Below are 14040 nucleotides of genomic sequence, written 5' to 3' on the forward strand. Positions count from 1 at the left end.
ATACACAGATATAAATGCTGATGAATACCATTCTAAGTTCCGCTATTCTGCATATTTCCTTCGCTTCACGCCAAGCCATTGAAAACCCGCCTTTTAAAAGGCACAAAAAAACGCGCCGGGGCGCGTTTTCGCACATAGCAATTATGAAGTTTGCTCAGACGTCGAGCACGTCGCCGGGCACACGTACATTGCCTTCCATCAACACCCGTGCACTGCGACTCATGACGACTTTATTCACCTGCCATTCACCCTGATATAACTGTGCTTCCGCGCCCACTTTCAGCGTACCTGAAGGATGGCCAAACACGACAGAGCTGCGCTCACCGCCGCCGGCCGCTTCATTCACCAGCGTACCGGAGATGGTCGCCGCGGTGCCAATGGCGACGGCAGCGGTGCCCATCATCGCATGATGGAGTTTACCCATGGACAGAGCGCGGACGTTGAGGTCGATGTCCTGACGGGCAATCGCTTTACCGCTGGAGGACACGTACTCAGCCGGACCGCTGACAAATGCCACTTTCGGCGTGTGCTGGCGGGCAGCTGCTTCTTCGATGTTGTTAATCAGGCCCATTTTCACCGCGCCATGGGCACGGATGGTTTCAAACATGGCCAGTGCTTTGCTGTCGCTGTTAATGGCGTCCTGCAGTTCAGTGCCTTGATAGCCGATAGCGTCAGCATTGATAAAAATGGTCGGGATCCCGGCATTGATCATGGTGGCTTTAAGCACGCCCACACCGGGCACCTCGAGATCGTCCACCAGATTACCGGTGGGGAACATGCTGCCTTCACCATCCGCCGGATCGATAAACTCGATCTGTACTTCAGCGGCAGGGAAGGTCACGCCGTCGAGTTCGAAATCGCCGGTTTCCTGCACTTCGCCATTGGTCATGGGGACTTTAGCTATGATCGCCTTGCCGATATTTACCTGCCAGATTTTTACCGTGGCAATGCCGTTTTCCGGCACGCTTTCGGGGTTTACCAGACCATTGCTGATGGCGAAAGCGCCGACAGCCGCGGTCAGGTTGCCGCAGTTACCGGACCAGTCCACGAATGGCTTGTCGATGGCGACCTGGCCAAACAGGTAGTCCACGTCATAACCTTCCTGTTCGCTTTTCGACAGGATCACGGTTTTGCTGGTACTGGAGGTCGCGCCGCCCATACCGTCGGTTTGTTTGCCGTAAGGGTCGGGGCTGCCAATAACACGCAATAATAGCGCATCACGCACCGGCCCCGGCTGCTGTGCAGCTTCCGGTAAATCGGTTAATTTGAAAAACACACCTTTGCTAGTTCCACCACGAATATAAGTAGCTGGAATTTTAATTTGAGGGGCGAATTTCATAATGTGCTCTCACCTTTGTATAAGAAGGGAAAAATCAGACCGGAGCAGAATTACTGTCCGGTCTGTAACGGGGCTATCAGGCGTTTTCAGACTCAAGAAAATCCTGAGCAAAGCGCTGCAGTACGCCGCCCGCTGAGTAGATAGATACTTCTTCGGCTGTGTCCAAACGACACTTTACGTCTACTTTTTCGGCTTCGCCGTTAGTGCGGTGGATGACGACCGTCAGGGTTGCGCCTGGCGAGACTTCACCTTCCACATCATAGGTTTCGGTGCCATCCAGTCCCAGGGTTTTGCGGGTGGTGCCTTCGTGGAATTCCAGCGGTAACACACCCATACCAATCAGGTTAGTGCGGTGAATACGCTCAAAACCTTCGGCCACAATCACTTCCACACCGGCCAGACGTACGCCTTTGGCGGCCCAGTCACGGGATGAACCCTGACCGTAGTCCGCACCGGCCACGATGATCAGTGGCTGCTTGCGATTCATGTAGTTTTCAATGGCTTCCCACATGCGCACCACCTTGCCCTGGGGTTCGATGCGAGCCAGCGAGCCCTGTACCACTTTGCCGTCTTCCTGCACCATTTCGTTAAACAGTTTCGGGTTAGCCAGAGTCGCGCGTTGAGCGGTAAGGTGATCACCACGGTGTGTCGCATAGGAGTTGTAATCCTCCTCCGGTACGCCCATTTTCGACAGGTATTCACCGGCCGCGCTGGACGCCATGATGGCATTCGACGGCGACAGGTGATCGGTGGTGATGTTGTCACCCAGGATAGCCAGCGGACGCATACCTTTCATCGTACGTTCAGCGGCCAGTGCGCCTTCCCAGTAAGGCGGGCGACGAATATACGTGCTCTTCGGACGCCAGTTATACAGCGGATTCAGATCCTTGCCGTAATCGACTTTGAGGTCGAACATGGGCTCATACACCTGACGGAACTGCTCGGGTTTCACCGCGCTTTTCACGATAGCATCGATTTCCTCATCGGATGGCCAGATATCTTTCAGTGTCACCGGGTTACCGTCTGCATCGGTACCCAGCACATCTTTTTCGATATCGAAGCGAATCGTACCGGCAATGGCATAAGCCACAACCAGCGGTGGTGACGCCAGGAATGCCTGTTTTGCATAAGGGTGAATACGGCCGTCGAAGTTTCGGTTACCGGACAATACCGCCGTGGCGTACAAGTCACGCTTAACAATTTCTTCCTGAATTTTCGGGTCCAGTGCGCCGCTCATACCGTTACAGGTGGTACAGGCGAAGGCCACGATTCCGAATCCCAGCTTTTCCAGTTCAGTTAGCAGCCCGGCTTCTTCCAGATACAGTTTTACGGCCTTGGAGCCTGGTGCCAGTGAGGTTTTCACCCATGGTTGTCTGAGCAGGCCTTTGGCATTGGCGTTGCGGGCCAGCAAACCGGCGGCAATCACGTTGCGGGGGTTACTGGTATTGGTGCAGGAGGTAATGGCGGCGATGATCACCGCACCATCCGGCATCTGTCCTTTTTCGTGCTCTACACTGCCGGTAATACCGCGAAGGGCTAAATCGCGGGTGGCGAGACGGGCGTGAGGATTCGACGGGCCCGCCATATTGCGGCCAACAGATGACAAATCGAATTTTAACACTCGCTCATATTCAGCGGTTTCAAGATCGTCTGCCCACAGGCCGGTAAGTTTGGCGTATTGCTCTACCAGCTCAACCTGCTTGTCTTCACGGCCAGTGAGTTTCAGGTAGTCGATAGTCTGTTCATCGATGTAGAACATGGCCGCGGTGGCACCGTATTCCGGTGTCATGTTGGAAATGGTGGCGCGGTCACCGATGGTCAGCGCAGAGGCGCCTTCACCGAAGAACTCCAGATAGGACGAAACCACTTTTTCCTTACGCAGGAATTCGGTCAGCGCCAGTACGATGTCTGTGGCGGTAATACCTGGCTGTGGTTTACCGGTAAGTTCCACGCCAATGATATCAGGCAATCGCATGTAGGAGGCACGGCCAAGCATCACGCTTTCCGCTTCGAGGCCGCCGACGCCTACGGCAATCACGCCCAGTGCATCAACGTGTGGAGTGTGGCTGTCGGTACCAACCAGGGTGTCCGGGAACGCCACGCCGTCGCGGGCGTGAATCACCGGTGACATTTTTTCCAGATTGATCTGATGCATAATGCCGTTGCCCGGGCCAATCACGTCTACATTTTTAAACGCGGTTTTGGTCCAGTTAATAAAGTGGAAACGATCGTCGTTGCGGCGGTCCTCAATGGTGCGGTTCTTATCAAACGCGTCTTCTTCAAAGCCAGCATGTTCCACTGCAAGTGAGTGGTCGACGATGAGCTGAGTCGGTACCACCGGATTCACTTTCGACGGATCACCGCCTTTTTCCGCGATGGCATCACGCAGTCCAGCAAGGTCCACAAGTGCTGTCTGGCCAAGGATATCGTGGCAGACTACCCGAGACGGGAACCACGGAAAGTCGAGCTCCCGTTTACGGTAAATCAGCTGTTTCAGGGAATCGCTAAGCATAGTTGGGTCGCATTTGCGCACCAGGTTCTCAGCCAGTACCCGGGAAGTGTAAGGCAGTTTTTCATAAGCACCGGCTTCGATGCTGTTCACGGCTTCACGGGTGTCATAGTAATCCAAACCGGCATTTGGCAACGGTTTGCGATAATCAGTATTCATAATTGGTCTTCTCCGGCAACATCAGGGCAGGCAGTGTGGTGGCCCGCCAAAGCACCTAGTCTCGCTGGTCGATAGGTGTAACAGTGCGCAGCTCTTCGCCGGTGTACTCTGCAGACGGACGGATAATGCGGTTATCCGCGCGCTGTTCCATCACGTGGGCCGCCCAGCCGGTGAGTCGTGACATCACAAAAATCGGCGTGAACAGCTTGGTGGGAATGCCCATGAAGTTATAGGCAGACGCGTGGAAGAAGTCAGCGTTACAGAACAGCTTTTTCTCACGCCACATCACGGCTTCACAGCGCACAGAAACCGGGTAAAGCACCTCGTCGCCCACATCTTTGCTAAGTTTTTCAGACCAGCCTTTAATGATTTCGTTACGCGGATCAGACTCGCGGTAAATGGCATGACCGAAGCCCATGATTTTCTCTTTGCGTTCCAGCATGCCCATCATTTTTTCTTCGGCATCGTCGGCAGAAGTGAGCCCTTCAATCATTTCCATCGCCGCTTCGTTAGCACCACCGTGCAGCGGGCCACGCAGGGTGCCGATGGCGCCGGTAATGCACGAATGCATATCAGACAGGGTGGAAGCACACACGCGGGCGGTAAAGGTAGACGCGTTGAACTCATGCTCGGCGTACAGGATCAGCGATACGTGCATGACCTGTTCGTGCAGTTCGCGAGGCTTCTCGCCGTGCAGCATGTGCAGGAAATGGGCGCCGATAGAGTCATCATCGGTAGTGGTGTCGATACGCATGCCGTCATGGCTGAAACGATACCAGTAACAGATAATGCTTGGGAAACAGGCCAGCATGCGATCGGTAACGGCTTCCTGTTCGGAGAAGTCATTTTCCATTTCCAGATTACCCAGCATGGAGCAACCAGTGCGGATCACGTCCATAGGGTGGGCGTCTTTTGGAATACGTTCCAGCACTTCTTTGAGCGCAGCAGGCAGATCGCGCATGCTTTTCAGTTTGGCTTTGTATTCAGCAAGCTCGCCTTTATTCGGCAGCTTGCCTTTAAGGATCAGATAGGCCACTTCCTCAAACTCACAGTGATTGGCCAGATCTTTAACGTCATAGCCGCGATAAGTGAGTCCCGAACCTGATTTCCCTACGGTAGAAAGCGCTGTTTTACCTGCTACCTGGCCCCGTAAACCGGCGCCACTTAGTGATTTAGCCATTATCTTGTCTCCGATTTTATCATCGTGTGTAAGGTACGAAATGTGATTATTAATCTTTTGATTTTGCAAATAGCTTGTCGAGAGTCTGCTCGTAATCGTGATAGCCGAGATAGTCGTAAAGCTCCATGCGGGTCTGCATGGTGTCGACCACCGCTTTCTGATCGCCATTCGCCAGAATGGACTGATACACCAACTCGGCTGCTTTGTTCATGGCGCGGAACGCACTCAGTGGATACAGCACCATGTCGGCACCCCATTCACCCAGCTCTTGTTTGTTCCATAGCTCGGTTTGACCGAATTCGGTGATGTTGGCAAGAATAGGCACGTCCAGTGTTTCGGCAAAGGCGCGATAATGTTCTTCGGTTTTAATCGCTTCGGCGAATATGCCATCAGCACCGGCAGCGACATAAGCTTTTGCTCGTTTGATGGCTTTTTCCAAACCTTCCTGGGCAAATGCATCGGTACGGGCCATGATGAAAAAATCCGGATCGGTGCGAGCATCTACCGCTGCTTTAATGCGATCAACCATCTCATCACATGACACAATTTCTTTGTTCGGACGGTGGCCGCAACGTTTCTGCGCTACCTGATCTTCCATATGTACCGCCGCTGCACCGGCTTTTTCCATATCACGAATAGTTTTGGCTATATTAAACGCACCGCCCCAGCCGGTATCGATATCCACCAGCAACGGCAGATCGCAGGCAGAAGTAATGCGCTGCACATCAACCAGCACGTCATTCAGTGAGGTCATGCCCAGATCCGGCAGACCATACGACGCATTTGCCACGCCACCACCGGACAGGTAAATGGCCTGGTGACCAATCTGCTTCGCCATCATGGCAGAGTAGGCGTTTATGGTGCCTACAATCTGGAGCGGTTTGTTGTCGGCTAATGCCTGACGAAATTTCTTGCCTGCACTGTGCATGGAATAATCTCCGTTTAATGCGGTGAAGTGTGAAGAAGTTTGCGTTCGATATTGTTTTTCGAATACAAAATGTGTCGACGCATTAACATTTCTGCTAATTCACCGTCACGATTGGCGATAGCCTGTACGATATGACGGTGTTCGTCGAAGGCAGTGGTGACACGCGGACCGGCCATACCGAACTGCACGCGGTACATGCGCACTAAGTGATAAATGCCATCGATAAGCACGGATATAAGATGCTGGTTTTTACTTCCCAGAACAATGCGGTAATGGAAGTCCACATCACCGGCTTCCTGGTAATAACGCTGGCCGTCTTTCACCTCATCGAAGTGGTCGTTCAGCAAACCTTGTAAATCATCAATTTCTTGCTGATTCATGTTCTGGGCAGCAAGGCGGGCAGCCATACCTTCCAGGGCTTCACGAACCTGATAAAGTTGAATCAGCCCTTGTGGAGACAGGTTTACCACGCGGGCGCCGACATTGGCGCGGCGTTCAACCAGGTGACTGGCGGTGAGACGGTTAATCGCTTCACGAATAACAGCGCGGCTGACGTCGTATTTTGTCGACAATTCGGTTTCGCTAAGTTTCGAACCGGCCTCGATGACACCTTCTACAATGTCTTTGCGAAGCTTGTAAAACGTCTTGTCAGCGTGGGTGACGGCGCTTTCTACGGCTATTTCCATACTCAATTATCAACAGCTCAATAACTAAACTGTCGACAATGTAGGCGTGATTATGGTGTTAGTCAACCTGTTTACCCGATTTTTGTCGACAATCGTCGACAATTTGAAGGATATTTCGCTGAGGCGGGTTGTCTGTCAGACATTGCACAATGTCGGTATGAAAAAGAGAGAAAGGAAGCCGTGGCGCAGCAGGCTACGCCAGACTCATCACTGTATTCAGGCTTTTGCTCGTTTATTTAAAATGGCTTCGCCGGCATTAGCAGGTAGTCGGGAACTGTCTATCAGTGCGAGTAAGGTGACCGCGGCTAACATATAAAATGCCAGTGAAAAATCAAAAATAGACGGGTCTTCTGTAGAGGTGCCGGTGATAAACGTGGCCAAAGCAAGGGTGAGTGCGCCAAAAGTAATACCCAATCCTCGGGTCATTTGCATCACCACGGCACTGAGTGTATTGGCATCACGCATTTCGTGTTGTGGAATGTCGGCGAAGTTGATGGTGTTCAGTACCGTAAGGTGCATTGAGCGCGTCATTCCGCTGAAAAACAACACCAGCACCATAATCAGGTAAGGGGTTTGTGCAGTAAACTGTGCAATCAGAACAAAGCTCAGCGCAATGAGCACGGTATTGGCAAGCAGCACAGTGCGGAAGCCAAACGTATTCATGATCCAGGTTGTGGCCGGTTTCATTGCCAAATTACCGGCGAAGAGCCATATAAATAATGAGCCTGCTTGAACAGCGGTGTACCCAAAGCCAAGTTGTAACATTAACGGAATGAGGAAGGGGGCACTGGCTAAACCCATGCGTATTGCCGAACCGCCCATTACCGTCACTCTGAAGGTTTGAACCGAAATGGCTTTTAGTGAAAACAGCGGGTTTTCTGCATGGTGCATATGCCAGAAAGTAAGAACCAGAAGTAATATACCAGCACTAGTGAGTAGAGAGGGAAAAAGTAAGCTTTCAGGTCGACTGCTAAATGACTCAAGCCCGGCCATAAACAATCCGAAGCCAATACCGCTAAGCAAGAAACCTTTAATATCAAATGGCTGGGGCTCACCTTTATTGTTATTTATCAGGTAAAAGCCGGCGATGAGGGCCAGCATTCCCAGCGGTACATTCATCAGAAATATCCAGTGCCAGCTGAAGGTTTCAGCTATCCAACCACCCAACACCGGGCCAATCAAAGGCGCGGCCAGGGCAGGCCAGGTAAGGATTGCCATGCCACGCACAAAATCTTTTTTGGGTAAGGTTCGGATAACGACCAGACGACCTACCGGCACCATCATGGCGCCACCTACGCCCTGAAGTACTCTGGCGGCGGTGAACGTGTAGAGGTCGGTACTGATTGCACATAACAAAGACGCCAGCACAAAGACACAAATTGCCGCGCTGAAAATTACCTTGGGGCCGATGCGATCTGCCAACCAGCCGGAAATGGGCACAAACACGGTTACGGCCACCAGGTAAGCGGAGATCCCTACTGAGAGGTGCGCAGCGGCAACCCCAAAGTCTTTGGCGATGATTGGCAAGGCAGTGGTGATGATGGTGGAGTCCAGCACCTCCATAAATAAGGTTGCAGCAACCAGTAGTGCAGTGGCAGTCTGGCGGTCAAGTCTTTGCATAAATTCCTGTATTAAAGAGTCCTGTATTAAAAGAGTCCAGTACTAGAGTGTATCCAGAGTTCATCGAACTAGATTCAGGTTGATTCAGATAGACGCTGTCGATAAGCGTCTTTATATATGTTTCTTGCCGCCTCTTTTACGAGTTCAGCTACCGCAGGAATGGCTGATTTAGTGAAGCTCACCGCGGGCGCCGTTATGCCAATGGAGGCAACAACCACACCCTGATTATTCCTGATAGGCGCAGCCAGGCAGCGCACCTCTGGGTTGAGTTCTCGTTCGTCCACCGCATAACCACTCGCAATGACCCGATTGAGTTCTTTTATTAACCCGGCTTTGTCGGTGATGGTAAATTCTGTGTGTTTTTCCAGTGGATTCTGTTCGATGATCTCGTCGAGCTGATCAAAGAACAGGTTTGCCAGAAAAACCTTTCCCGTGGCGGTACAGTGCATTTGCGCCGTTCCCCCTGGGCGTTTAGACACCATGAGTGGATTCGGGCTATCTACCACTTCTACAATGAGAATTTTACCATTATTAGGTACCGCAAGGTGCGCCGTGTGTCCGCTTTTTAATGCCAGTCGCTGAATATGTGGCACCGCCACCTGATGTAAATGGTCAGCATTAATCATATGCAGACCCAGTCGGGTTAGTTCATTTCCGCACAGGTATTTTTTACCTTTTTTTTCCAGCATTTGCTCGTGGCACAGGGTTCTGAGTAACCGGAACAATGTTGTGCGGGGGAGGTCCATGGCTAGCTCTAGTTCATGCATGCTTAGGCCAGCAGGCACGGATGCCAGCAGTCTGAAGATTTCACAGGCGTGAGTAACACTGGGGATCAGGTATTTGTCCATAAAATTCCTTTTTTACAATCACGACACGAGAAACGCTGAAAAAGAGAAAAAATCGTGCCGGTTGTTATGATAGCTGTTTCCTGAGCCTGCATTGTACACCCGCCTTCCTGCTAACCGAGAAGTTTTTAATTGCATACCTATTCGCCAATTTTTTCATATATGAAACGAAATCCCGAAACCAGATGTGTATCGTTTACTTTGTAACTGATAGTCGCCAACATTTCTGCCATAACCTGAAATGGAGATGAACACCCCATGCGCATTGCATTAATGAACGAATTTAGCCAGGCATCGAAAAATGCTGTGGTACTTGAGCAACTTGAAGCCGTTGGTCAACAACAGGGTCACGAGATTTTTAACGTAGGTATGAAAAATGATGATGACCATCGTCTTACTTACATTCATCTGGGCATTATTTCTGCGTTGCTGCTAAACAGTAAAGCAGTAGATTTTGTTGTGTCGGGTTGCGGTACAGGTCAGGGCGCGCTGATGTCCCTGAATGCCTACCCTGGTGTGGTCTGTGGTTACTGCATCGACCCTGCAGATGCGTATCTGTTTGCCCAAATTAACGACGGTAATGCGCTGGCGCTGCCGTTTGCCAAAGGGTTTGGCTGGGGCGCGGAACTGAACGTACGCTATATTTTTGAAAAGGCCTTCACCGGCGAAACCGGTCTGGGTTACCCGCCAGAGCGCCGCGAATCGCAAAATGCCAATGCGGTTATTCTTAACGATGTAAAAGCTGCAACGAACAAACCTATTGTGGAAGCGCTGAAGGCACTCCCTGAAGATTTGGTTAAGCAAGCAGTTGGCGGAGCGCAATTCCAGGAATGTTTCTTTTCGAATAGCCAGTCTGAAGAGTTAAGTGCACTGGTAAAAAGCTGGATAAGCTAACGCATTAAGCGCAAATGAAACCATTAAAAATGCCGACCGCGATGTCGGCATTTTTTTGTGCGATAGAACGCAATTGGTGCGAAATAAAGCGGGCGACAGGCCCCTTAATTACATAATTTCAAACGCACGAATGACCCGCTGAACACCACTGACGTTACGGGCAATCTCTACCGCATACGTGCCTTCCTGGTTAGTTACACGACCCATTAAAAACACTTCGCTATTTTGTACAATAACCCGAACCTGTAGCGAAGGGACGCGTTCGTCAGCCAGTAATTTGGTTTTGACCTTTGATGCCAGCCAAATATCGTTGGCCTGGGTTGAGGCTTCAATAGGCATTTGCAGGCGGATCTGGTTGTGGATCTTCTGCACGTACTCAATTTGTTCCACGCCGGCAATCGCTTCATCGATAAGACTTTGGCTTGGCGCCTGGCCTGTTACCAGCGCAACACCGTTGTAGATATCAATCTGCAGGTTTGTACTCTTTTTCAGCGCATCGCTTTTCGACCACTGATAAGACACTTGGCCTTCGGCTGTCTGATCATCAAGCTGGGTGCCTACCGTGCGTCGGTCGTTGGCAACCTTGGCCGTTAATGCACCGGCAGCACCGACGGCCACTACGGCACAGCCTTGTGTGCCTGATAACAGAGTAAGTGCGGTTACCGCACAGAGTGCTTTCCTTGTACTACACCACATTAATGTTCGTCTCCATGGTCTGCAGGGAATAACATATCATCAATGCATTCACATAAATTGTGAATGGCAAGTAGATGAACTTCCTGAATTCGCGCCGTGCGGTTAGACGGCACGCGAATTTCTACGTCGTGCTCACTTAAGAAACCTGCAATTTCTCCGCCATCCCGGCCGGTAAGCACGACAATCGTCATATCTCTTGAAAGTGCTGCCTCCACTGCTGCAATCACGTTTCTGGCATTGCCGCTGCTGGAAATAGCCAGCAGGATATCGCCGGGTTGACCCAGTGCCCGCACCTGTTTGGCAAACACTTCGTCGAAGGCGGTGTCGTTGGCAATGGCGGTTAATGTAGAGGTGTCGGTACTAAGTGCAATCGCCGGCAAACTTGGACGGTCACGCTCAAAGCGATTGAGCATTTCTGAAGAGAAGCGCTGGGCGTCGCTGGCTGAGCCACCGTTGCCGCAAGTAAGAATTTTATTGCCACGAATAAGCGCTTCCACCATCATGTACGCTGCTTTTTCTATGGCTTCAGGCAGGATCTCGATGGCAGAAATCTTCGTTTGAATACTTTCGGTAAAATTCGCTTTTATTTTTTCTATCATATTATTTTACTTAGGTTACGTCTCTGCTTGCCTGATGGGTGGCTAGCGCCTTACACATTTTTCAGCCAGTTCAGCTTGTTACCATCTAATGCTACCACATCCACTCGCATGAGTGTGTGAATTGGGTTAAGACCCCGAGACAGTAAATAATGTTCAAAGGTGCGTTTTACTTTTCGTAATTTAGATGGGGTAACGAAGTCGACGGCGCTGCCATAAGCATCATCATCGCGGTACTTCACCTCGATACAAACAATAGTTTCATTGTCTTGCATTACAAGGTCAAGTTCACCGGTTTTTGCGGAGTAGTTTGCGCAGATAAACGAAAGGCCCTGATCTTCAAGATATTGTCGGGCCTTTTGTTCACCTAGTTGACCAATTTGAGTGGTTGCCGCCATAGGTTAGCGTCCGGCAGAAATTGATCCGTCTTCAGAGAGTAATTTCACTGCCTGATTATCGATAATGGCCTGGGGAAGCGTGCGAATAACTTCACCTTTTGCGTTAATTCGCATGGTACCACTAAGGCCATCAACTTTAGTTTGCGGCAATGTCATCATACTTGGCACGTGGGGGAGGAGGTTGTAGGCATCAACACCAAATGCAAACAGTCGCGACATATTGGTACTACGTTGAGGCCATAATGCCTGAGACTGTGCTCGTAAATCCTGCCACTGACTTTGCGGCATCATCCAGGGCATATCGAGGAAGCGTACGTTTTGTAAATCACGCCATTGGTTTTTGCTGTCATCGTATTCGATAGAGCGTGACGTGGCGAAAACGGGAACCGTTTGGCCATTGAACGGGCTCAGGCTGGCTTCCACCATGGGGTTAAGCAACTCGGTTTGCTCTGGCGAAGCAAAAACGATGATGGCATCAACGTCCCGGCGATTCCGGGGCACGTTATACAGTTTCTCGTTCACCATGTATTCGATTTGCTTGATGCGATCGCGACTTTGCGCCACATCCAACGAGGCAGTAATGCCTTCCCGTAGACTGTTACTATCGGTGAAATCAACCGTGGTTAACTTCACTTTTTTATTGCGGGCGACATTGTCATTCAGCATTTGCCAACGGGCGGTAAACGCGCTTTTCATTCGTTGGTTTACACTATTTTGTGCCGACACCACGATTGGCGCTTTATAGCCATTTTGATAAATGTAATCCGCCAGTTGTCCGGCTTCGTCTTCTGGCGCGAGGGCGAAAAAGGCATGTTTTGCTTTAGCCTGTGCCAGCGTATTCAAGCTTTGTTCTGCTTGCAGAGTAATATCTGCCAATACAGGAACATTGCTGCTCTCCAGCACAGAATTGGTGGCTGGTGGCGTTACTGAGTCGGTAGGGAATTCTGCGCGGTTCAATGCCAGCATGTAGGTTTCAGGTGAGACTCGGTTAATGATGGCATCCACGTTTTCTTTTAGCAGGGGGCCAATTACCCAGCGATAACCTGCTACAGCAGCTAAGAGGTCGTCAGCGGATTTGTTTACGGTATCAACGAAATGCAATTTTACCGGCGCGCGACGGGATTCGTTGTCGTTGCTTTGCTGATAATAGGCCGACAGTAAGCCCTCTTTTACGGTGGTGCCAGTGGCAGCAAGTTTGCCGCTAAGGGGGAGCAGAACCACAACTTCTTGTGGTGCTGTGACAGTTGCCTGGGTGGCAGCCAAAATTTCTGCTGGCAGGAACTGAACCAGGGGATGTCCCCGAAATACCCGGCTGAATTGCGCTAAGGAACGGTTAAGAGCGGCAGCATTCAGGCCTTCCTGTTCAGCTAAATCATACAGTGCTAAATATGGTCGGAGGCTGGAAAATCGGGCTTCTGCAGCGGCACGTTCTTTGTCTGAAGCTGCATTTACCCACTGCCACACCTGAGACACCAACTCTTCGTCGGCTTCGCGACTGTCGATGAGGGCATCAGCCGCAGCCAGCCATTGATGCTGTTGCGCATACAACTGCGATTTCAACTCTTGCTGTTGCTGACGCACAGCTTGATCGCCAGACAGCGGTTGGAGCAGTGCTAGCAGTTCAGATTCTGTCACGCTAGGCTGCGCCATGTAAGCCTTGGCGGTATACAAGTTAGTGAGAATGCTGTGTTCTTCAGATAAAGGACTTTGCTTAAGAGAAAGCAGGATTTGTTGCGCTTTATTAAACTGCCCTTCATCGAGATAAAGCCCAACTGCGGCTAGCAATAGCGCATTGCGCTGTTCAGTATCGCGCTCGTTTAACCACACACTTTGCGCATCGGTAAGTAATTGCGCCGGTGTGACCTCTACGTCAACGGCGGGTTTATCGATAACACTTTTCACCGGCGCCCGGGTTTGTTTCGGGCCTGGAGCACTTCCACAGCCTGCAAAGAACAGTGCGCTGGCAATGAGAGAAAGTTGGGGGATACGAAGACAGCTTGCGGACAAATTCACCGAGAATTCCTTCTACCTGGATACCGGGTCAGTTTAACGGAAACAGGCAGAAAATCTACGTTTGCATGAATAAACTGGCCTTATGACATGGTACAATCATCCCCCTAATCTCTGGTGGCCCCGCTGTTTAAACACAACCTAAGTGTTTGTTCACTGTATCGATGTCTTAGCTTCGAA

12 protein-coding genes are annotated in these 14040 nt (G+C 50.9%); 1 reads left to right on the forward strand and 11 read right to left on the reverse strand.

All coding sequences use genetic code 11. The features are described 5' to 3' along the window. Positions 1 to 154: 154 nt before the first annotated feature. The 7 genes from prpF to ACXAGX_RS05435 form a co-directional block, all read right to left on the reverse strand. Positions 155 to 1339 carry a 2-methylaconitate cis-trans isomerase PrpF gene (gene prpF / locus ACXAGX_RS05405; protein ID WP_474837059.1) on the reverse strand — a complete coding sequence of 395 codons (1185 nt, stop codon included), beginning with the start codon at positions 1337 to 1339 and terminating at the stop codon, positions 155 to 157. Positions 1340 to 1415: 76 nt separating this feature from the next. Continuing rightward, positions 1416 to 4007 (reverse strand): Fe/S-dependent 2-methylisocitrate dehydratase AcnD, encoded by a 2592-nt coding sequence (acnD, locus tag ACXAGX_RS05410; RefSeq protein WP_474837061.1) that lies wholly within the window; start codon positions 4005 to 4007, stop codon positions 1416 to 1418. Between the two features lie 55 nt (positions 4008 to 4062). Further along, entirely contained in the window at positions 4063 to 5187 is a 1125-nt protein-coding gene (gene prpC, locus ACXAGX_RS05415; protein ID WP_474837063.1) for a bifunctional 2-methylcitrate synthase/citrate synthase, read from the reverse strand. 49 nt (positions 5188 to 5236) lie between these two features. Beyond that, complete coding sequence (gene prpB, locus ACXAGX_RS05420; protein WP_474837065.1) at positions 5237 to 6115, reverse strand: methylisocitrate lyase; 879 nt, start codon at positions 6113 to 6115, stop codon at positions 5237 to 5239. Positions 6116 to 6129: 14 nt separating this feature from the next. Further along, positions 6130 to 6801 carry a GntR family transcriptional regulator gene (locus ACXAGX_RS05425; protein ID WP_474837067.1) on the reverse strand — a complete coding sequence of 224 codons (672 nt, stop codon included), beginning with the start codon at positions 6799 to 6801 and terminating at the stop codon, positions 6130 to 6132. 216 nt (positions 6802 to 7017) lie between these two features. After that, complete coding sequence (locus tag ACXAGX_RS05430) at positions 7018 to 8421, reverse strand: MFS transporter (protein ID WP_474837068.1); 1404 nt, start codon at positions 8419 to 8421, stop codon at positions 7018 to 7020. A gap of 74 nt (positions 8422 to 8495) precedes the next feature. After that, on the reverse strand, positions 8496 to 9269 hold the full coding sequence (locus ACXAGX_RS05435; RefSeq protein WP_474820919.1) for an IclR family transcriptional regulator: 774 nt from the start codon (positions 9267 to 9269) through the stop codon (positions 8496 to 8498). Between the two features lie 255 nt (positions 9270 to 9524). Between ACXAGX_RS05435 and ACXAGX_RS05440 the strand changes: the two genes are divergently transcribed. Next, positions 9525 to 10160 (forward strand): RpiB/LacA/LacB family sugar-phosphate isomerase, encoded by a 636-nt coding sequence (locus ACXAGX_RS05440; RefSeq protein WP_474820922.1) that lies wholly within the window; start codon positions 9525 to 9527, stop codon positions 10158 to 10160. 108 nt (positions 10161 to 10268) lie between these two features. On the opposite strand, the gene ACXAGX_RS05445 is transcribed toward ACXAGX_RS05440, so the two are convergent. The 4 genes from ACXAGX_RS05445 to ACXAGX_RS05460 are packed head-to-tail and all read right to left on the reverse strand — an operon-like array spanning position 10269 to position 13863. Then, positions 10269 to 10856, reverse strand: a complete 588-nt coding sequence (locus ACXAGX_RS05445) for a BON domain-containing protein (protein WP_474820926.1) — start codon at positions 10854 to 10856, stop codon at positions 10269 to 10271. Beyond that, entirely contained in the window at positions 10856 to 11455 is a 600-nt protein-coding gene (locus tag ACXAGX_RS05450) for a phosphoheptose isomerase (protein ID WP_070124870.1), read from the reverse strand. Before ACXAGX_RS05450 ends, ACXAGX_RS05445 begins: the two co-directional genes overlap by 1 nt. Positions 11456 to 11505: 50 nt before the next feature. Then, positions 11506 to 11850 carry a YraN family protein gene (locus ACXAGX_RS05455; protein WP_474820931.1) on the reverse strand — a complete coding sequence of 115 codons (345 nt, stop codon included), beginning with the start codon at positions 11848 to 11850 and terminating at the stop codon, positions 11506 to 11508. A 3-nt stretch (positions 11851 to 11853) separates the two neighbouring features. Further along, on the reverse strand, positions 11854 to 13863 hold the full coding sequence (locus ACXAGX_RS05460) for a penicillin-binding protein activator (RefSeq protein WP_474837070.1): 2010 nt from the start codon (positions 13861 to 13863) through the stop codon (positions 11854 to 11856). Between the last annotated feature and the right edge of the window lie 177 nt (positions 13864 to 14040).

The sequence above is a fragment of the Alteromonas sp. ABV4_515 genome (genome assembly GCF_056160345.1).